General features: G+C 69.9%; 18 protein-coding genes. 6 read left to right on the top strand and 12 right to left on the bottom strand.

Annotated elements, in window-relative coordinates; genetic code table 11:
* Positions 1–261 precede the first annotated feature (261 nt).
* The 4 genes from GAS53_RS19495 to GAS53_RS19480 all read left to right on the top strand — a co-directional run bounded on the left by GAS53_RS19495 (position 262) and on the right by GAS53_RS19480 (position 4,757).
* Entirely contained in the window at positions 262–735 is a 474-nt protein-coding gene (locus GAS53_RS19495; protein WP_151478912.1) for a MarR family winged helix-turn-helix transcriptional regulator, read from the top strand.
* Between the two features lie 23 nt (positions 736–758).
* A complete protein-coding gene (locus tag GAS53_RS19490; protein ID WP_151478911.1) occupies positions 759–3,317 on the top strand; it encodes an MFS transporter in 2,559 nt (852 codons plus the stop codon).
* Between the two features lie 96 nt (positions 3,318–3,413).
* Entirely contained in the window at positions 3,414–4,238 is an 825-nt protein-coding gene (locus GAS53_RS19485) for a YceI family protein (RefSeq protein ID WP_151478910.1), read from the top strand.
* Between the two features lie 48 nt (positions 4,239–4,286).
* The gene (locus GAS53_RS19480; RefSeq protein WP_151478909.1) at positions 4,287–4,757 is read left to right on the top strand and encodes a PPOX class F420-dependent oxidoreductase; all 471 of its coding nucleotides are present in this window, start codon (positions 4,287–4,289) and stop codon (positions 4,755–4,757) included.
* A gap of 109 nt (positions 4,758–4,866) precedes the next feature.
* Here the strand turns inward: GAS53_RS19480 and GAS53_RS19470 are convergent, their stop codons facing one another.
* The 6 genes from GAS53_RS19470 to GAS53_RS19445 all read right to left on the bottom strand — a co-directional run bounded on the left by GAS53_RS19470 (position 4,867) and on the right by GAS53_RS19445 (position 13,532).
* Positions 4,867–5,646: a TetR/AcrR family transcriptional regulator gene (locus GAS53_RS19470; RefSeq protein WP_151478908.1), complete on the bottom strand. Its 780-nt coding sequence runs from the start codon at positions 5,644–5,646 to the stop codon at positions 4,867–4,869.
* Between the two features lie 155 nt (positions 5,647–5,801).
* Positions 5,802–7,307 carry an MFS transporter gene (locus tag GAS53_RS19465; protein WP_151478907.1) on the bottom strand — a complete coding sequence of 502 codons (1,506 nt, stop codon included), beginning with the start codon at positions 7,305–7,307 and terminating at the stop codon, positions 5,802–5,804.
* 195 nt (positions 7,308–7,502) lie between these two features.
* On the bottom strand, positions 7,503–9,635 hold the full coding sequence (locus tag GAS53_RS19460; RefSeq protein WP_225858999.1) for an ArnT family glycosyltransferase: 2,133 nt from the start codon (positions 9,633–9,635) through the stop codon (positions 7,503–7,505).
* 80 nt (positions 9,636–9,715) lie between these two features.
* Positions 9,716–11,152: a bifunctional glycosyltransferase family 2/GtrA family protein gene (locus GAS53_RS19455; protein WP_151478906.1), complete on the bottom strand. Its 1,437-nt coding sequence runs from the start codon at positions 11,150–11,152 to the stop codon at positions 9,716–9,718.
* 14 nt (positions 11,153–11,166) lie between these two features.
* A complete protein-coding gene (locus GAS53_RS19450; protein WP_151478905.1) occupies positions 11,167–12,795 on the bottom strand; it encodes a sensor histidine kinase in 1,629 nt (542 codons plus the stop codon).
* Positions 12,792–13,532 (bottom strand): response regulator transcription factor, encoded by a 741-nt coding sequence (locus tag GAS53_RS19445; RefSeq protein ID WP_192583177.1) that lies wholly within the window; start codon positions 13,530–13,532, stop codon positions 12,792–12,794. Before GAS53_RS19445 ends, GAS53_RS19450 begins: the two co-directional genes overlap by 4 nt.
* A 233-nt stretch (positions 13,533–13,765) precedes the next feature.
* Here GAS53_RS19445 and GAS53_RS19440 point away from each other — a divergent pair, with 233 nt between their 5' ends.
* Positions 13,766–15,019 (top strand): outer membrane protein assembly factor BamB family protein, encoded by a 1,254-nt coding sequence (locus GAS53_RS19440; RefSeq protein WP_151478903.1) that lies wholly within the window; start codon positions 13,766–13,768, stop codon positions 15,017–15,019.
* Positions 15,020–15,037: 18 nt separating this feature from the next.
* Here GAS53_RS19440 and GAS53_RS19435 read toward each other — a convergent pair whose 3' ends face one another.
* From GAS53_RS19435 to GAS53_RS19420, 4 genes are all read right to left on the bottom strand, one after another.
* Positions 15,038–15,949 carry an amidohydrolase family protein gene (locus GAS53_RS19435; protein WP_151478902.1) on the bottom strand — a complete coding sequence of 304 codons (912 nt, stop codon included), beginning with the start codon at positions 15,947–15,949 and terminating at the stop codon, positions 15,038–15,040.
* Entirely contained in the window at positions 15,924–16,301 is a 378-nt protein-coding gene (locus tag GAS53_RS19430) for an antibiotic biosynthesis monooxygenase family protein (protein ID WP_151478901.1), read from the bottom strand. Before GAS53_RS19430 ends, GAS53_RS19435 begins: the two co-directional genes overlap by 26 nt.
* Before the next feature lie 114 nt (positions 16,302–16,415).
* Positions 16,416–17,297, bottom strand: coding sequence for a DUF2797 domain-containing protein (locus GAS53_RS19425; RefSeq protein ID WP_151478900.1), 882 nt, complete (start codon positions 17,295–17,297; stop codon positions 16,416–16,418).
* Between the two features lie 66 nt (positions 17,298–17,363).
* A complete protein-coding gene (locus GAS53_RS19420) occupies positions 17,364–17,747 on the bottom strand; it encodes an HGxxPAAW family protein (RefSeq protein ID WP_151478899.1) in 384 nt (127 codons plus the stop codon).
* A 254-nt stretch (positions 17,748–18,001) separates the two neighbouring features.
* Between GAS53_RS19420 and GAS53_RS19415 the strand changes: the two genes are divergently transcribed.
* Positions 18,002–18,433, top strand: coding sequence for a MarR family transcriptional regulator (locus tag GAS53_RS19415; RefSeq protein ID WP_151478989.1), 432 nt, complete (start codon positions 18,002–18,004; stop codon positions 18,431–18,433).
* 153 nt (positions 18,434–18,586) lie between these two features.
* Here the strand turns inward: GAS53_RS19415 and GAS53_RS19410 are convergent, their stop codons facing one another.
* Positions 18,587–18,844 carry a hypothetical protein gene (locus tag GAS53_RS19410; RefSeq protein WP_225858998.1) on the bottom strand — a complete coding sequence of 86 codons (258 nt, stop codon included), beginning with the start codon at positions 18,842–18,844 and terminating at the stop codon, positions 18,587–18,589.
* Between the two features lie 686 nt (positions 18,845–19,530).
* Positions 19,531–20,268 carry a GntR family transcriptional regulator gene (locus GAS53_RS19405; protein WP_151478897.1) on the bottom strand — a complete coding sequence of 246 codons (738 nt, stop codon included), beginning with the start codon at positions 20,266–20,268 and terminating at the stop codon, positions 19,531–19,533.
* Positions 20,269–20,451 lie beyond the last annotated feature (183 nt).

The raw sequence follows: 20,451 nt of genomic DNA, 5'->3' as shown, positions 1-20,451 counted from the left end.
GCAGCCCCGTCTTTCAGGGGCGCGGGACTGTGACGACATGCGGCTCCGCCGCGATGGGGTCCCCCGCCCGAGCGAACCCGAGAGTGGGGGAGCGACCAGCCACAGCCGACCCGCACCCGACCACAAAGGCCGTCCACCTGCAGGTTTACGTTCGCCAATACTTGCCTTTGCCAAGGTTTTAGCCCGTTGTCCCCCGTTTTCATTTGCCTGCAGCAACCAACAGTTCTTATGGTTGCCTGAAGCAACAATCAGGGAGGTGCGATGGCCGCTCGGCGTCAGTACGAGGAGTTGGCCCGGCAGCTCAGTGCCATCGGTGCTGTGAAGCGGGGCCTCGGCCGGGTCCTCCCGCACGAGTGCCCGGCGGGGTCCGCGGCGGTGCTCACGCTGCTGGACCGGCACGGCGAGATGCGGATGAGCCGGCTCGCGGAGCTGCTCGCCATCGACATGTCGGTGACGAGCCGGCATGTGGCGCATGTGGCCGAGCGCGGCTGGATCGACCGGTCCCCCGACCCCGCCGACAAACGCTCGCGCATCCTGCGGCTCACCCCCGCCGGGCGGGACATGCTCGCCGAACTCTCCGAGCGCTATATGAGCGCGCTCGCCCACTACTTGGCGGACTGGTCGGACGACGAGGTCGACCAGCTCAACGCCCTGCTCGGACGCCTGCGCAGCAGCTTCGGCGACTGCCGGCCGACGTCACCACCCGCCGAGCAGACCACCCGTACACCCGTATGAAGCACCACAAGAAAAGGAAGCCCATGGCAACGACCACACCAGCCGGTGTGCGGGGCTCACATGCCAAGCACGGAGGCGCCGCACACGACGGCGCTCCGATGACCCACCGGCAGATCATGGAGGCCCTCTCCGGGCTGCTGCTCGGGATGTTCGTCGCGATCCTGTCGTCGACGATCGTCTCCAACGCCCTGCCCGAGATCATCGGTGACCTGGGCGGCGGCCAGTCCACCTACACCTGGGTCGTCACCGCCGCGCTGCTGTCGATGACCGCGGCGACGCCCCTGTGGGGCAAGCTCGCCGACCTGTACAGCAAGAAGGCGCTCGTCCAGATAGCCCTCGTCATCTACGTCCTGGGATCGGCCGCTGCGGGCCTGTCGCAGAACGCCGGCATGCTCATCGCCTGCCGTGTGGTGCAGGGCATCGGCGTCGGCGGTCTGTCCGCCCTCGCACAGATCGTCATGGCGGCGATGATCTCCCCGCGTGAGCGCGGCCGTTACTCCGGCTACCTCGGGGCCACGTTCGCAGTCGCGACCGTCGGCGGTCCGCTGCTCGGCGGTGTCATCACCGACACCAGCTGGCTCGGCTGGCGCTGGTGCTTCTACGTCGGCGTGCCGTTCGCCATCATCGCGCTGATCGTGCTGCAGAAGACCCTGCACCTGCCCGTCGTGAAGCGGGACGTGAAGGTCGACTGGGGCGGCGCGTTCTTCATCTCTGCCGCCGTCTCGCTGCTGCTGGTCTGGGTCACCTTCGCGGGGGACAAGTACGAGTGGCTGTCGTGGCAGACGTACGCGATGGTCGGCGGGTCGATCGCCCTCGGGCTGCTGTTCATCCTCGTGGAGTCGAAAGCGCGCGAGCCGATCATCCCGCTGCGGCTCTTCCGCAACCGCACCATCACCCTCTCCTCCGTCGCCTCGTTCTTCGTGGGCATCGCGATGTTCTCCGGCACGGTCTTCTTCAGCCAGTACTTCCAGCTGGCGCGGGACGAGTCGCCGACCATGTCCGGTGTGCTGACGATCCCGATGATCGGCGGCCTGTTCGTCGCCTCGACCGTCTCCGGGCAGATCATCACCAAGACCGGCAAGTGGAAGGCCTGGCTGGTCGGCGGCGGTGTCCTCATCACCGCGGGCCTCGGTCTGCTGGGCACCATCCGGTACGACACGGACTACTGGAAGACCGCCGTCTTCATGGCGCTGCTGGGTCTCGGCATCGGCATGATGATGCAGAACCTGGTGCTGTCCACGCAGAACCAGGTGGCCCCGGAGGACCTCGGCGCGGCCAGCTCCACGGTGACCTTCTTCCGTTCCCTCGGCGGCGCGATCGGCGTCTCCGCCCTGGGAGCGGTGATGGCCAACCGGATCACCGACTACGTCAAGGACGGCCTGACCGGCATCGACCCCAAGTACGCGGCCGCCGCCTCCGGTTCGAGCACCAACAGCAGCATCCCGGACATGGACGCGCTGCCCGCGCCGCTGCGCACGGTCTTCGAAAGCGCGTACGGGCACGGCATCGCGGACGTCTTCATGATCGCCGGCGCGATGGCACTGATCGCCTTCTTCGTCACGCTGTTCATCAAGGAGGTTCCGCTGCGTACGACGGGGGCGCTGGCCCAGGCCGCCGAGACTCGGGAGACTGCGGCCGAGACCGCTCCGGCTGCGGCCGTCCCGGCCGAGGCTCTCCCGGCCCAGGCCGAGGAGCGCGTCCCGAGCTGGGCCGTCGCCGACACCGGCACCGAGACCGGACCCGAGGGCCCGGGCACGCAGAGGCTCGCGGCCGTCGCCACCGTGGCGACCGGGTCCGGGACCGGCTCCGGCAACGGCCCGGGCGGAGTCCCGGTGCGCGGATACGTCCGCGGTGCCGAGAGCGCGCCCGTCCCCCGGGCCGCCGTCACACTGATCTCCCTCGCGGGCCGTCAGCTGGGCCGCTCGGTCGCACAGGCCGACGGCGCCTACGCGGTGGACGCGCCCGGCACGGGTTCGTACGTGCTGATCGCCTCCGCCGACGGCTTCCAGCCGCAGGCGTCGACGATCGTCGTGGACGACGCGCCGCTCGCGTACGACATCCTGCTGAGCGGCACGAGCGGGCTCGCCGGTGTGGTGAAGGCCGCCGAGAGCGGCAAGCCGGTCGTGGGCGCGATGGTCATCGTGACCGATGTGCGCGGCGATGTGCTGGCCACCGGGACCACCGGTGAGCAGGGCGAGTTCACCTTCGCCGAGCTGGTCCCGGGTGCCGTGACCGTCGCGGTGAACGCCGCCGGGCACCGGCCGCAGGCCCTGCCCGTCGAGGTCGGCGGCACCGGGGTCACCCGGATCGAGGTCGAGCTCAGCTCCGGCGCGCACCTCCAGGGCGTCGTACGGGCGCCGGGCGGGCCGCTGGGCGACGCCCGGGTCACCCTCGTCGACGCGGCGGGCAACGTGGTCGGCACCGCCACCACCGGGGCCGACGGGGCGTACGCCTTCGCCGACCTGGACAGCGGCGAATACACGGTCATCGCGACCGGCTACCCGCCGGTGGCCACCGCCCTGACCGTAAACGGCGGCGGCGTCGACGGCCACGACATCGAACTCGCCCACCCAGGCGAGTAGTTGAGACCCCAGACCCCCAGACCCCGGCCCGTGGGGCTCGTGTCCCGAGCGGAGGCACGCCCCACGGGCCGGTTCCATGACGAGAGGTTGCGTGAAATGGGACTGTCCGCACGGATCCGTACGCGGGACGGCTGGGCCGTGTCGCACGCGGTCGTCACGGTGACCGACATGACGGGCACGCAGGTGGCGCGCGCCGAGGCGGACGAGGAGGGCGCCGTACGGGACGCGACGGCGCTCGCGCCCGGCGCATACACCGTGATCGTCACGGCCGTCGGCTACGCGCCCGCCGCGTCCAGCGCGATCGTCACGGCGAGCGGCCGGGCCGAGATCGGCACCGTGACCCTCGCCCGGCAGGGCGGCACCGAACTGCCCCCGCCCGGCCCGTGGACCATCGACCCGGCCCACTCCTCCGTGGGCGCCGTCGCCCAGCACCTGGGCATCTCCAGCGTGCACGGCCGCTTCACGGAGTTCGCGGGCACGATCGAGATCGCCCCTGACGAGGTGGCCAAGTCCCGCGTGGAGGCGGTGATCCGGGCCGCGTCGATCGACACGGGCAACGGAACGCGCGACGCCCACCTGAAGTCCCCGGACTTCCTGGACGTCGACCACCACCCGGAGATCACGTACGTGTCGACGGGCCTGACCCCGGCCACCGGAAGCGACCGCTGGACGGTCCACGGCGAACTGACCATGCACGGAGTCGCCCGCCCGGTCGACCTGGCCCTGTCCTACCTGGGCACCGGCGCGGACCCCTGGGGCGGAACCCGCGCGGCCTTCCGCGCCACCACGGAACTGCGCCGCGAGGACTTCGCCATGAACTACAACCAAGTCGTGCAGGCGGGGATCGCGGCGATCGGTACGACGCTGAGGGTGGAGCTGGACATCCAGGCGGTGCAGGGCGAGACACTGCCCCAGACGTAGGTTCCACAGGAGCAGGCTCAGCCCCGGCTCAACGCCTAAGCTGCGCGCATGGCACCGAACATCGCTACGAACACCTCCGTCTCCCTCGACGAGTTGCTGGACTTCGTACGCCCCCGCCACCGCGCCATCCTGCTGACGCGCAGGTCGGACGGCGGCCCCCAGGGTTCCCCGCTGACCTGCGGCGTCGACGACTCGGGCCGGATCGTGGTCTCCACGTACCCCGAGCGCGCCAAGACCCGCAACGCCAAGCGCGACGACCGCGTCAGCCTGATCGTCCTGAGCGACGAGTGGAACGGGCCATGGGTGCAGATCGACGGAACGGCCGAGGTCATCGACCCGCCGGACTCCGTCGAGCCCCTCGTCGAGTACTACCGCAACATCGCCGGCGAACACCCCGACTGGGACGAGTACCGCGCAGCCATGCTCAAACAGGGCAAGTCGATCATCAGGGTCACACCACAGAAGTGGGGTCCGGTGGCGACGGGGGGCTTTCCGGCGAGGCTGGCGCCGCAGGATTAGCAAGCCCGGCGGCAGCGCGCCCCTCTTTTAGGGGCGCGGGGCTGTGACACATGCGGCTCCGCCGCGTGGGCGCGACCAGCCCCCACCGACCCGCACCCAACTCACCGGCCTACTCGGAAACGCTCCGCGCGACCATCGCCTCGATCCCCGCCACCAACAACTCCAACGCGAACGTGAAGTCCCGTTCCCGCATCTCCTCGACCGTGTCACCCCCACGCGCCTCCATGATGTCCGCGGAACTCCGATAGTTCTCCGCGAACTGAGGATGACCGCTGAACGTACTCATGGCCTGGTGAAAGTACTCGTCCTGCGTCATCCCGGCGGAAGCGCACCGCTGCACGAAGTGCCCCTCGATCGTGCCGAACCCGTACACCCACTGGAAGACGGCGGAGATCGCCCCGGTCTGGCCGCTCAACGGCAGCCCCGTGTTGCGCACAACCTGCTGCACGCACAGCGAGAACGCCATGGAGTGCGGCCCGATGTTGAGGAAGGTGCCGACGAGCGGCGACACCCAGGGGTGCCGGACGAGGAGGGCCCGATAGCCGACGGCCAGGGCGCGAAGCTGGTCGCGCCAGTCCTCACCCGAGCCGGGGTCGGGCAGATCCAGTTCGCCGAAGACCGCGTCGAGGGCGAGTTCGAGGAGGTCGTCCTTCGTGTCGACGTACCAGTAGACGGACATCGCGGTGACGTTCAGCTCAGCGGCCAGCCGGCGCATGGAGAACTTCGCCAGCCCTTCCGCGTCGAGCAGCCGCACCGTGACCTCGGTGATCCTGTCCCGGTCGAGCGACGACGGCTGGCCGCCCCGAGTGGCACCACCCCGTGGGGCCTTGCCCTCCAACCAGACGCTGGTCCGCGCCGGACGCTTGGCCCGGTCGGCTGCCCTCACCATGGCGCACCTTCCTCGGAAATTCTTACGGAGGGGGCGCCCCCGGAACACCGAGGTCCGCCCCCTCCCTGATGCTAAGCGGGCCTCACGCCGACACCGACACGGTCACCGTCACCGTCACCGTCACCGTCACCGCGGAGTCTGCCTTCTCCCAGTTCTTATCGTCTGGGTGGTACCCCCATCGCACGCCGTAGCAACGCCGCGGCCAGCAGTCCGCCGAGGAGTACGGCCACCGCGCCCACCAGCTGGCTGGTCTCCAGGCCGGCGGAGAACGCGTCGGTGATCCGCGCGCGCTCGTCCGCCGAGTCCGCGGAGGCGAGCGCCGCCGGGAGCGAGGTCGCGGCGACCGGGACCAGCGCGGCGAAGCGGGAGTTGAGGACCGCGCCGAGGACCGCCACGCCGAGGCCGTTGCCGAACTCGGCGAGCGTGCCGTTGACGCCCGCGCCCACACCCGCCTTCTCCGGCGGGATCGCGCTCATGATGGCGTTGGCCATGGCGGGCATGGCGACCGCGATGCCCACGCCCATGGCGACCAGGCCCAGCAGCATGCCGCCGTAGCCGCCGTCCGTGCCGCCGCCGAGCACGGCTATCGCGGCCAGGCCGGCCGACAGCATCGTCATGCCCAGGGCGATGGTGGCCGGGGTGCCCAGCTTCAGAACGATCCGGGCGCCCATACCGGTGAGGTTGAGGGCCACGACGGTCAGGGCGAGCGGGGCCGTGCGCAGGCCCGCCTCCAACGGCTCGTATCCGAGGACGAATTGGAGGTGCTGGGTGAGCAGGAAGAGGGAACCGGTCATGCCGAAGGCGACCAGGATCGTACCGGCGACGGCGCCGACGAAGCGCTGGTCGCGGAAGAAGTGCATGTCCAGCATGGGGTGCGGGATACGCAACTCCCAGAGGGCGAAGGCCGCGAGGACGGCGATGCCGACAGCGGCCGGCACCAGTACCTGGAGCGACGTCCAGCCGTGCTCGGGGCCCTTGATGATCGCGTAGACGACCGCGGTCATGCCGATGGTGGAGAGCACGGCGCCGAGGAGGTCGGGGCGGTCGCCCTGGGGGTTCTTGGACTCGGGGACCAGCCTGAGTACGGCGACCAGGGCGATGGCGGCCACGGGGAGGTTGATCAGGAAGATCGCGCCCCACCAGAAGTGGTCGAGCATGACGCCGCCGATGAGCGGGCCCGCCGCGAAGCCGAGGGAGGCGACCGTCGACCAGAGGGCGATCGCCTTGACCCGCTCGGTCTCGTCGAAGATCTGCACGACGACGGCGAGGGTCGTGGTCATCAGCAGCGCCCCGCCGACGCCCATGCCGGCGCGGGCCGCGATGAGCTGCGTCGCGCTCTGGGCGAGCCCCGCGACGAGCGAGCCGGCGCCGAAGAGCACGAGGCCCGCGGCGAGCATCTTCTTGCGGCCGTAGCGGTCGGCGGAACTGCCGGCGGTGAGCAGCAGGCCCGACTGGACCAGCGCGTACGCGTTGATCATCCACTGGATGTCCGCCGTGGACGCGCCCAGCTCCTCCGTGAGGGAGGGGATCGCGACGTTGAGGACGGTGTTGTCCAGCACCACGGTGAGCTGGGCGAGCAGGATCACGCCGAGGATCAGCCAGCGTTGCGGGTGTCCTTGCGGATGTGCCTGGGGGGTCTCGGCGGTCGTAGCGGCCGTCATACGGGCCCCTTCTGCGTTGTCTTCTGCCTACGTTGTCTTCTACGCGGTCTTCTACGGTGTATGGGATGTTGTCGCCATACACCGTAGAACAACTCCCGTACGCCGTACAACACAAAAAGAGCGGCGGCCGGGGCACTCTCGCCCCGGCCGCCGCCCTCGCGGGATCCTCGGCCCGTCAGCCGCTGGTCGGCTGTCTCAGGTCGTAGAAGTCGGCTGCGTCAGGTCGTAGAAGGTGGACGAACCCGCCGTCACCTCCTTGAAGTTCTCCTGCACCCACTCGCTGATCTGCGACGCGGTGCCGGAGCTGTCGCTGCCGCCGCCCATGCCGCCGCCTGCGATGAAGTAGTGGATCTTGCCGTCCTCGACATACTGCTTGAACTCGGCCAGTGTCGGCGACGGGTCGCTGCCGTTGAAGCCGCCGATCGCCATGACAGGGTCACCGGTGGAGAGCTGGTAGCTCGCGGCGTTCTGGGCGCCGATGGCCGCGGCGGCCCACGTGTAGTCGCCGGAGTTCGCCTCCAGGAGTGCCTTGGCCTCGGAGCTCACGGTCGCGCCGTTGAGCAGACCGCCCATGCCGCCACCGCCGCCCATGCCTCCGCCGTCGCCCGTTCCGCCGCGCTGGGTCTGGCCGTTCGGGCCGGTCTGACCGTTCTGGCCGCCGCCGGGGAAGCCGCCGGCAGGGGGCTGGGCCGTGCCGCCGCCCTGCTGGTTCTGGCCGGGCATTCCACCGCCGGGGAAGCCGCCACCGCCGCCGGGGAAGCCGCCCCGACCGCCCATGCCGCCCGAGACCGCCGGACCTGCCGTCACGATCGAACCGCTGTGACCCTCGTTCAGCGTGGTGAGCGTGTATGCCGTCGGACCCGCCAGGGCCGCGACGAAGCTCAGCCCGACGACCGCGAGAGCGAGTCGGCGCCCCAGTCGCGAGATGAAGACGAGGCCGAGCGCGGCGAGCAGACCGCCGACCAGAACCAGCCACTTCAGCCAGGGCAGGTAGTCGGCGGAGCGGTTCAGGAGGACGTACCCCCAGACCGCGGTGGCCGTCGCCACGGCCGCCATGGTGAGCGAGACCCACATCTTGCCGCGCTCTTCCCACAGGACGCTCGCGCCCATGCCGATCACGGCGGCGACGTACGGGGCGAGGGCCACCGTGTAGTACTCGTGGAAGATGCCCTGCATGAAGCTGAAGATCACCATGGTGATCAACAGCGAGCCGCCCCAGGCGAGGAACGCGGCACGGGCCGTGTCCGTCCTCTTGGCCTTCCAGGTCAGCGCGATGCCCGCGGCGAGCACGATCAGCGCGGCCGGGATCAGCCAGGAGATCTGGCCGCCGATGGAGGAGCTGAACATCCGGTCCCAGCCGGTCTCGCCCCAGCCGCGGCCCGCACCGCCGCCGACGCTGCCGGTCTCCTCGCCGTTGATGCGGCCGAGTCCGTTGTAGCCGAAGGTCAGTTCAAGGAAGGAGTTGTTCTGCGAGCCGCCGATGTACGGGCGGGAGGAAGCGGGCCACAGCTCGACAACGGCCACCCACCAGCCGCCGGCGACGACCATCGCGAGGCCCGCGAGGAGCACCTGGCCGATGCGCTTGCGCAGGGTCGTCGGAGCGAAGATCACGTAGATCAGCGCAAGCGGCGGCAGGATCAGGAAGGCCTGGAGGGTCTTCACCAGGAAGGCGAGACCGACCGCGGCACCCGCCCACACCAGCCACTTCGTCTGGGCCTTCTCCATGGCGCGCAGCACGCAGTAGACCGTGACGGCCATGAGCAGCGCGAGGGCCGCGTCCGGGTTGTTGAAGCGGAACATCAGCGCGGCGACGGGCGTGAGCGCGAAGGCCGCCATCGTGATGAAGCCGGCCGTGGCGTTGAACCGGCGGCGCACGGCCCCGTACAGCACTCCGGCCGTGGCGACGGCCATGAGCACCTGCGGGAACAGGATCGCGAAGGAGTTCAGGCCGAACAGCCGCACCGACAGGGCCATCGGCCACAGCGAGGCCGGGGGCTTGTCGACGGTGATGGCGTTGGCCGAGTCGAGCGAGCCGAAGAAGAAGGCCTTCCAGGACTGGCTGCCGGCCTGAACGGCCGCGGAGTAGAAGGAGTTGGCGTACCCGGAGGCCGTGAGGTTCCAGGTGTAGAGCGCACCGATCAGCAGCAGCGTGCCGAGGAACGCGGGGCGCGTCCAGCGGTGGTCCTCGGGCCGCCCGCGCCAGAGGCGCCGCGCGAAGGGCTGCTTGGGACTGCCGTCCTCGGGGACGGCGGTGGGCCCCGCCGGAACGACCGGTTCTTGTACGGCTGTTGAGGAGGGCGGACCCCAGTCGGGACTGGATGGCCCCATCCCCGGTCCCGTTCCCATCCCCGGTCCCGATCCCATTCCCGACCCCGATCCCGTTTCCGGATAGTCGTGCTGAGTCGTCGTCATCGTGCGTTCCTCGAATCGTGATCGTTCGGGCGCACCGGCTGCAGCTGCATCGTCGCGTCCCCCCAGGTCCGGTGGTCGTGCGGAGAGTGGGTCGTGCCGTACGGGGACTGCGGCGCCGTCGCGTAGACGGGCGACGCGGGTCCGGCCGGCACGGCGGGTGTGTGAGAGGCGACGACGGTCGACGGTGACTCGTCGTGCCGATCCGGGAACACCCAGGCCCGGAAGAGCAGGAACCGCAGCACGGTCGCCGCGAGGTTGGCGGTGATGAGCACCGCCAGTTCGGTGGAGTGCGAGGGCTCGGTCGTCGCCGCGTTCAGGGCGGCGAGCGAGCCGCTGGTGAGGGCGAGCCCGATGCCGAAGACGACCAGGCCCTGCGCCTGGTGCTTCATGGCCCGGTCGCGGCCGCGGACACCGAAGGTCAGGCGCCGGTTGGCCGCGGTGTTGGCGACCGCCGAGACCAGCAGGGCGAGCGCGTTGGCGGTCTGCGACCCCGAGAACGTACGGAAGCCGCTGTAGAGCAGCAGATAGAACAGCGTGGACAGACCGCCGACGACGCAGAACCCGACGAGCTGGCGGGCGAGACCCTTCGGTACGCCGCTGATCTCGCGGTCGCGCGGGTCGTCGCCGAAGGGCCGGGCGAGCCGGTCGAGCGGCAGCGAGCCGGTGGCGAGAGCCCGCCCGACGCGCCAGACACCCAACAGGTCGTCGGTCGCGGTCTTCACGATGTGCACGGTCGAGTCCGGGTCGTCGACCCAGTCGACCGGCACCTCGTGGATGCGCAGTCCGGCCCGCTCGGCGAGGACCAGCATCTCGGTGTCGAAGAACCAGCCGGTGTCCTCGACGAGCGGCAGCAGCACCTGCGCGACCTCGCGCCGGATCGCCTTGAAGCCGCACTGCGCGTCGGAGAAGCGGGCCTGCAGGGAGCCCCGCAGGATCAGGTTGTACGTACGGGAGATGAACTCCCGCTTGGCGCCCCGCACCACCCGCGAACTCCGTGCGAGCCGCGAGCCGATCGCGAGGTCGGAGTGGCCGGAGATCAGCGGGGCGACCAGCGGGAGAAGCGCGTTGAGGTCGGTGGAGAGGTCGACGTCCATATAGGCGAGGACCGGGGCCTCCGAGGCCGACCAGACGGTGCGCAGCGCCCGGCCGCGCCCCTTCTGCTCCAGCCGGAACGACCTGACCTCGGGTATCTCCGCCTCCAGCCGCGCGGCCACCAGCGGCGTAGTGTCCGTGGACGCGTTGTCCGCGATGGTGATGCGGAACGCGTACGGGAAGGTGCGGGCCAAGTGCTCATGCAGTCTGAGCACACACGGTTGGAGGTCCTTCTCCTCGTTGTAGACGGGGATCACTACGTCCAGGACAGGCGTACCGGCATTTCCGGCCGGGAGGTGCTCCCGCGCCGGCAGATTGCCGGGAGAAGGTTCGGTTCGCATGACGACGACTGTCGTCAAGCGCCCTGTTGCACCCATGTGGTGGTGCTGTGCTGTGCCTGTGAGTACGTTTGCGAGTTTGTTTCCGAAATGAATGCCTCATGAGAATGGGCCACTTCGGGTGCCGACGCGGGCAGATGCACGGTAAAGACGGTGCGTCCGGGCACGCTGTCGACGGTCACCGTGCCGTCGTGCGCGGCCGCGACGGCCTGCACGATGGCGAGCCCGAGCCCGGTGGACCCGGAGGCGCGTGACCGGGACGAGTCGCCTCTGGCGAACCGTTCGAAGACGCGCGGGAGCAGGTCCGGCGAAATGCCGGGGCCGTCGTCCTGGACGTCCACGCACACCCAGGCACCCTGCCGGTGGACGCGCGCGGTCACCGTCGTACCCGGCGGTGTGTGCGTACGCGCATTCGCAAACAGATTCACCATGACCTGCTGGACGCGGGCGGCGTCGGCCGACACGAGCGCGGGTTCGTCCGGCAGCTCGAGCCGCCAGTTGTGCTCGCGCCCGGCGGCGCGGGCGTCGCTCACGGCGTCGACGACGAGCGGGGAGAGGTCGGTGTGCTCGTAGGACAGCGGCCGTCCGGCGTCGAGCCGCGCGAGCAGCAGGAGATCCTCGACGAGTCCGGTCATCCGGCCCGCCTCCGACTCGATCCGGCCGAGGGCGTGTCTCGTGTCGGGCCCGGTCTGTTCCCGTCCCCGTCTGGTCAGTTCGGCGTATCCGCGGATGGACGCGAGGGGCGTACGCAGCTCATGGCTGGCGTCGGCGACGAACTGCCGTACGCGCGTCTCGCTCTCCTGCCGTGCGTGCAGGGCGCCGTGGACGTGGTCGAGCATGCGATTGAGGGCGGCGCCGACCTGCCCGACCTCCGTGTGGGGGTCGGTCTCGGACTCCGGGACACGCTCGTTGAGCGTCACTTCGCCGCTGTGCAGGGGGAGTTCGGAGACGCGGGTGGCCGTGGCGGCGACCCGGCGCAGGGGACGCAGGGCGACACTCACGATGGTGGCCCCGGCGAGCGAGGCGGCGACGAGACCGGCGGCGGTGACGCTGACCTCGATGATGATGAGGGTGTTGAGGGTGCTGGTGACGTCCTCGGTGGGCAGGCCCGCGTAGTAGGAGCCGTTGTCGCCGGTCTGGTACTGGACGCGGTACTCACCGAGGCCCGGCAGGTCGACGGTGTGCGGCTCGCCGTCCCGCGGCACGTCCTCAAGGGCAGCCAACTGCGCCGAGGTGAGCGACACGGGGCTGAGGTCGGACACCCCGTCGTCGCCCTCGGACTCCTTGCCGACCTTGGCCTCGGTGATGTTGCCGTCCGTGAGCTTCGCGGCGAGCGTGCCGCCGTTGCTTGTCTGCGGGCCTCGGATGACGAGTTCCGACAGCGTCGGCTGCGGCTTGGGCTTGTCGGCGCGGCCCTGGTCGGACAGGTCACCGCCCGGCTTGAGAGGGCCGGCCGCCCGCATCGCCGCGTCGTTCAGCGAGTCGTCGAGCTGGTCGCCCAGGTAGGACCGGAGCGCGATGGTGGTCACCGTGCCGATCACCGCGCACACCACGGCGATCAGCACGACGGACGCGACGACGAGCCGCGTCCGCAGCGTCCGAGGCTGTCGGCGCCGCTGCCTCCGCAGCTGTCGCCGCCCGCTCACGGCGTCGCGGGCTTGATCAGATATCCGGCGCCGCGCCGGGTGTGGATCATCGGCTCCCGCCCGGCGTCTATCTTGCGGCGCAGGTACGAGATGTAGAGCTCGACGACGTTGGCCTGGCCGCCGAAGTCGTACGACCACACGCGGTCGAGTATCTGCGCCTTGCTGAGCACCCGGCGCGGGTTGCGCATCAGGAAGCGCAGCAGCTCGAACTCGGTGGCGGTGAGGTGGATGTTCTCGCCGGCGCGCGACACCTCGTGGCTGTCCTCGTCGAGGGTGAGATCCCCGACGACGAGCGTGGAGTCGGAGCGGTGGTCGGCGGCACCCGAGCGGCGGATGAGGCCACGCAGCCGCGCCACCACCTCTTCGAGGCTGAAGGGCTTGGTGACGTAGTCGTCGCCACCGGCGGTCAGGCCCGCGATCCGGTCCTCGACCGCGTCCTTCGCGGTCAGGAAGAGAACGGGCACGTCGGGCAGCTCGCGCCGCAGCCGGCCGAGGACGGCAAGACCGTCCATGTCGGGCAGCATCATGTCGAGCACCACGGCGTCGGGCCGGAACTCGCGCGCGGTCTGCACCGCACCGGTCCCGTCACCCGCGCTGCGGATCTGCCAGCCTTCATAGCGAAGGGCCATGGACAACAGCTCGGTGATCGACAGCTCGTCGTCCACCACAAGCACGCGGACGGGGCTCCCGTCCGGCCTGAGCAGTTCGGTGCGCCCCTGGGGCGAGGTCGTGGTCATAGCCCACACATTGGTGGGCGGCTCTGAGAGCACGCTTTTGGGAAGCTGTGATTTTCCTGAGAAACGCACAGGGATCTCTCAGGGAACGCCTGGGAATTCCTTGCCCCGGCGTGCGGCGACGGGGGAAGATCCGTCGGCCGCCGGTCAGGGTGACCAGAAGGCTGGCCTGGGGGGCTGCTGTGGTGGGTGCGGACGGACCTGTGAAGCTGCTGGGACGGCCGGATCCCCTACGCATGCGCGACAACCCGCTGTACCTGGCGATGGCGATCGCGCTGGTCATGGTCCCCCTGATCCTGTTCTTCCAGTGGTACGGGCAACGTGACCTGGTCACCGGTGCGCAAGGGCCCTTCCCGGCCTCGCCCACCGCGCAGGCGCCGGTCGCTCCGGCCCACGTCACACGCCGTACGACGGACTACGACGAGGTCGCGGTGCACGGCCTGGGCGTGCGGACCACGAACTCCGGCGTGCGGGCGGTGTACCTGCGCACCGGCAAGGAGTACTGGCGCTACGAGCGCCGGGACGGGGGACGCGGCCTGACGGCGTTCGCGGTGACGCAGCGGACCGTCGCGATCTGGTACCCCGACGGTCGGCTCGTCGGAATCGACCTGCGTACCGGGAAGCCGCGATGGCACACGGAGTCCCGGCACGACAAGGGCTACCAGTCCGTGAACCTCGTCGGCGGCCTGATCGTCACCGACGCCGACGGCCACGTGCGCGCCTTCTCCGAGCACGACGGCAAACACGTGTGGACGCTGAAGGCGCCGGCGCGCTGCGACGACATGCTCCTGCGCCTGCGCGTGCACGACCAGCCGGACCAGCTGAGCGTCGGTGAGATCGTCTGCAACCGCCTGGAGGTCGGCGAGGACGAGTACGCACTCCTGCTGGGGATCGACAACCGCACGGGCGAGGTCCTCTGGAAGCAGCGCACCGCCGGACTGTGGTCGCAGTTCTTCCGGGGTGACGAGGACACGCTGGTCGGTGCCCTGCAGTCCGCGGACGGCCGGTCCCCCGTCCGGCTGCTCGACGTGAACCGCGAGGGAGTCCGGCCGCGCGCCGAACTCGCCGCAGCCGACTGGAACCCGGTCGCCTCGGACGGCGGCATCGTGCTCTCGTCCGCCGATCCGGAGAACCCGGACGCCGACCACGACACCACCCTGGACGCGTACGACGCCCGGGACGGGCACCGCGCCTGGCGGTTGCGGGCGCCCTCCGGCCTGCAGTTCGGCTCCGCGGGCATCGCCGACGGTCGGGCGTACGTCGTACGCCATCCGGTCTTCACCGACGCGGACCACGGCCGCCGGATCCGCGGCGAGCTCCTCGTCCTCGACGCCGACAGCGGCCGCCTGCTCCACACCCTGCGGCTGCCGGCCATGACCGTGCCCGAGTACGGGGACTCGGCCGTGCTCGACGTCCGCGAGGTCGTCGACGGCGCCGTCACCATCTGGTGGCGGGACACGGACTCGGACCTGCTGGTCGTCACCGACTGACCCGGCCGGTCACCCTCATCACAGCCCGAACAGCCGCGCCCCGTTGTCGTGGCAGACCGCCCGGAGCCAGTCGTCGCCGAGGCCCATGCGCTCCAGCGCGTGCAGCTGATGGACGTACGGATAGGGGATGTTCGGGAAGTCGGTCCCGAGCAGGACCCGGTCACCGAGGTCGGCGAGGCGGGGGAGCGCACGCCGGGGGAACGGGGCGAGCCGCTCGCTGAAGTCCGTGAACGCCATCGTCGTGTCCAGCCGCACCTCGCCGTACCGCTCGGCGAGGCCGAGGAAGTCCTCGTACTCCGGCATGCCCATGTGCGCGAACACCAGCCGCAGCCGCGGATGCCGCGCGAGCACCCGCCCGACCGGCTCGGGCCCGGTGTGCTTGCCGGGCGCGGGTCCGGATCCGCAGTGGATCACGACGGGTATCTCCGCTTCGGCGAGCAAACCCCAAGCCGGATCCAGGAGTTCGTCGGCCGGGTCGTACGCCCCCACCTGGACGTGCGCCTTGAAGACCCGCGCGCCCTCGTCCACCGCCTTCCGCACATACGCCGCCACGCCCGGCTCCGGGAACAGGGTCGCCGTGTGCAGACAGTCCGGGGTCCGGCGGGCGAAGTCCACGGCCCACTGGTTCAGCCACTCGGCCATGCCCGGCTTGTGCGGGTAGACCATGGCGGTGAAGGCCCGCGCCCCGAACTCCCTCAGCAGCCCGACCCGTTCACGCTCCTCGGCCCGGTAGGTGATGGGCCACTCGACACCGCCGGTCAGCGCCCCGAGCCCGTCGAAGTACTCCCAGACCTTCTTGAGAACGCGCTCGGGCATGAAGTGAGTGTGGACGTCGACGAGCCCGGGGAGACCGAGCCGCTCCCAGAACCGCCGTACGTCATCGGCCTCGTCCCTCTCCGCCCCCTCAGCCGTGGTCACGCTCGAACCCATGGCTCCGCTCCACCTTGGCGACATGCAGGGTGTAGCGCTCGTACCACTCGGCGCGCCCGCGCTTCTGCGCCGCGAGGTGCTCGGCATTGCTCCGCCACTCCTCGATGGCGTCCGCGTCCCGGAAGTACCCGACGGTGATGGACAGCCCGCCGGGGGAATGCGCGTGGTCCATGCCGAGGAACCCCGGAATGTCCCTCACCAGCTCCTCCATCCGCTCGGCGGTCTCGCCGTACGCTCCGTCCTCTCTGTCTGCTCCAGCCTCCTCGGTCTTCACCGAGGTGAACACGACGGCGTAGTACGGCGGTTCGTGCGCGGCCACAGGCACGACAGGTGCAACAGGGTGATTGCTCATGTCTCCCACTCTCGGCCCGGCCGAAGCGCCAAGTCCAGCGCGTTTGCCAAAGGGGATGCCCCAGGGATCCATCTCTTGACCATTCCTCCCCCTCCCTCCACAGAGCCCGTCACGTCAGAAGAGCCCGTCCTGAACGCCGCCGAACTCCCGTACGGGCACGGTGAGTTCACCCCGTTCCTCCCGTTCGCCGCCCCCGCCGGTCCCGGTCAGCTCCCACCCGGTCATGAGCCGCGTATCGAGTACGACGACCCCGCGCCCGGTCCGCAGATGCAGATCGGGCCCGGCGGCGGCGACCAGCTCCCCGCTCACGACACCGCCCGGCACGAGCTCTCCGACGACGCCCACGGCCGAAGGCAATCCGCCGAGCCCGAACACCTCCGTGTGATCGACAGCCTCGAACGGCATCCGCTCCAATGCTTCCGGCCACCCGCCGAGCCCGCTTGCCCGTGCGTGCAGCTCCCGCACCTCCGCCACCCGCACCCCCGCCTCCGGCAACGCACTCCGCACGGCCCGCTTGGCGTCGTACGGGATCCGGTCCGGCACGCCCAGCGCCGTACGCAGCAACTCCTCACTCCGCCGGGCGGCCATCAGCGGCCCCCGCCCCAGCCGGCTGAAGACGACGGCACCCTGCTCCAGAAGCCGGGCGGATCCCCGCTCGACCGCCGTGATCCCGACCTTGACCATCCCGGGTCCGAACCACGCCAGATAGACGGAGTAGGGCCGAGGGTCGTCGGCGATGGTGTCCGCGGCCACGGAGTGGGCCCGGTCCAGCCGCGCGCACTCCTCGCACCGGGCACCGACACTCCGCCCGGACACGACGGCTCCCACGGGACAGCTGTGCCCACGCGCCCCCACACACGTCCGCACGCCCCCGTCGACGACGGCGAACGCGACCTTCTTCCCCCACGGCAACGCACTGCGACGCCCCCCGTCCCACGTCAGCACGGGCCCTTCTCCGCCCCACCGAAGCCCCGTGCATTTCCACACCTGTGCCATCACTCACGAGAGTAGAGGGCAGCACTGACAACGCGATCGTCGTCAGCCGACGGCTCCCACAGAGCGTCAGCCGACGGACTCCGAGGGAGCCGTTTCCGAGGCGGCGACCGACCGCTCCGAGGTGGAAACGACCAGCGAACCCCTCGCCGAACGCCCCCGCCCGGCCAGTCGGCAGCCGACACATCCTGGATGCCCGTTCCGCGCAACACGATCCCGCACCCGCCAGCCCCGCTCCGCCACCGGTCGGACCCCGGGCGGCTTGCCCCACCCCGCGAGATGCAGTCCCCACGTCACCAGCACACTGAGCCCCACGACTCCGAGCCCCAGCCAGATCCCGGCCGCGGACCCCAGACACATCCCCACCCCGGCCACCGACGTCCCCGCCCCGGCTATCGCGAACCCCGTCCACCCGGCGAGGGTGTGCCCTTCGTCGTAATGGTGCCCACTCATGTGCGTACCTCCTGGCCGACCGGCGACTAGAATCCCTTAGCAAGTAAGGAATTTATCTCACGCACTAAGGGAATTTCCAGATGCCAGGCAGGGAGAAGGAGAAGAGGGGGAGCGAGGAGAGGGGGCTTGAGGAGGGCGAGCTTGCGGAGGGCGAGCTTGCGGCGAAGGAGATCAAGAACAGGGGGAGCGAGAAGAACGACTCGCGCCCGCCCGCCCGGCGGCCGTCGGCCACCCCCGCGCAGACCCTGTCGGCGATGGACCACCTCATCGCCACGAGCATGGTCAGCCAACACGAGATGGCCCAGCGCCTGGGCCTGAACGCCGGCGACCTGACCTGTTTCGGCTTCGTCCTGGAGGCCGGCGAGCATCTCCTCACGGCGGGCGACCTGGCCACCCGCGCCCACGTCACCACCGGCGCGGTCACCGGCATCGTCAACCGCCTGGAACGCGCGGGCTACGTGACCCGCCGCCCCGACCCGTCCGACCGCCGCCGCGTACGCATCGCCGCGGTGCCGGCCGCGGTCGCCCGCGTCACCGCCCTCTACGGCCCGTACTACGCCCGCCTGAACGAACAGTTCAACGATTACTCCCCCGCCGAAATCGCTGTCCTGAACGACTGGTTCACCCGAACCGGCAAGCTGATGAGCGACTACCTCGAGGAACTCCGCCAGAACGCGACACCGTGAACGGGGAGTCGGCACGGCGCAACCGGGCCCGAAGTACGCGCCGCGCAGGGCAAGCTGTCCGAAACCTGGGAGGAGGCGACTGAGCAACCCGCTGCCGTCACGTTCGTTGCAGGGACCCGAGCCCGGGGTCCCTGTCAGACTGCCGGCCCTCGCCTATGCGGCATCCACGGTCAGGACGTAGTCCACACCGACCGCGAACCCGTCCGACCGGCCACGGATCGTCAGCGCGTGGTCGCCGGGTTCCAATGGGGGCAGTTGGACCCAGAGTCCGCATCCGGTGGTCGTGAAGCGTCCCTCCGTGCCTGTGACGGCGTTGTCGGCGACGCTTCGCACCACGATCGTCTCTCCTTGATTGGTGTCCGAGTCGAGCCTCTTGCCGTCCAGGAGGGCGGATCCCTTGGCTGCGCTCATGAAGTCCGCACAGTCCGCCGGTTCACCGATCATGTTCACGAGAGGGAAAGCAAGGGGCACCCCATTGGGGACGCTGCACTCGCGCTCGGCCTGCGTGCCGAAGGTGCCGGCCAGGAACCACACGTCCTTCGGCTGATTCCGCCCGCACTCGCTTCCGTCCTGATCGGCAACGGGGTTCGTCCGTTCGGGCTCCGCTGATGCCCACGTCCACCACCGGCTCTGCAGAACATCGGGAGTAAGTCGAGCGTGGGAGTCCGACGGCGTCGCAGAAGTGGAAGAGGCTTCCGGCTGTGCCCGCTTCACCGGGTCCGCTGCACTCCGGTCGCCTCGGCCCCACATCCCAACAGCGCGGCCAGCGCTCCGGCCCCGACCCGGTTGCTGTACTTCGCGCCGTACGCCCCCAAACGCAAGAGGCCCCGGATTATCTCCGGGGCCTCTTACCTGTGTGCACTCGGCAGGATTCGAACCTGCAACCTTCTGATCCGTAGTGATCTGAACAACCTGCATGGTGTGCATGGTGTGGAGCCCAACGCACGGGACCGCAGGTCAGCGCTATGTCAGCGCATCCCGCGCACCCAGTGTGTGAGAGATGCGTGAGACAGTCCTACATGACGAAGGGGCCCGCTCAACTCCACTGAGCGGGCCCCTTCTTTGCGTTCCGCCTGACTCCACCAGGCGGCGCCGCGTCAGTCGAGGTCGTACTCGGCAGACAGCTCCCGCCCCACGCCGAGGTAGTCGACGGCGTACTCGGTCGGCTCGCCATGCTGGTCGCAGTAGCGGTTCACCATGACGAGAGTGGGCGTGCCTGCCTCCGCTTCCATCAGGTCGGCGTCTTCCTCGGCCACGGGGCGGATGCTCACGGTGTCGCGCCGGCGGGTGGCCCGGCGTCCGGTCCGTTCCTCGATGAGTCCGAAGGTCATCTTCGGGAGCGGCTCGGCTACCAGGAGTTCCGGAGCCACATCGGCCAGCGAGCCGGCCAGGTACGAGGTGGACAGCGTGATGACTCCTTGGTCGTCGAGGTAGCGACGCCGACGACGGATCACCTGAGCGTCTGCGTCGAGGCCGAGAGCGTCGGCGACGTCCCCCGGGGCCGGCGCCATCTCGGCTTCCAGGATCTCCACCCGTTCGCCCTCTCGAAAGCCGTCGCCGCCTGCCTGCAGCATGCGCAGCCGGTCGGAGCCCGCTGTGAGCGTCTTCCGTGCGGCGACGACCGTGCCGACGCCTGGTGTGGCGACGACGTACCCCTCGGAGCGAAGCTCGGTGAGGACGCGCGCCGCCGTGGCTCGGCTGACGCTCTCAGCCTCCATGATCTGACTCACGGACGGCACAGCGTCGCCTGGCTGCAGCTCACCACTGTCGATGCGCCCGATGACCTGGTCTGCGATGCGGCGGTACGGCGCCTTACCTGAGGCGTCTCGAACCATTGAGAGTTTCTCCGTTCTAGAATGTTCTGGAACTTTCCTTGACTTCACGAGGTGTTCTAGAACATCCTAGTCCTGTGCCCGCCGAGCGACATAGCGGACAGCAAGCCATGCAACGCAAAAAGCCCCGGCGAGCGCAGTGCCACTAACACCGCGTTCATCCCGCCAGGGCCTCGCATCCAAGAG

It is taken from the genome of Streptomyces albicerus, assembly GCF_008905045.1.
GTDB lineage: Bacteria > Actinomycetota > Actinomycetes > Streptomycetales > Streptomycetaceae > Streptomyces > Streptomyces albicerus.
Note: the sequence above shows the minus strand (reverse complement) of the source record. Positions and strands in the feature narration are given on the sequence as shown.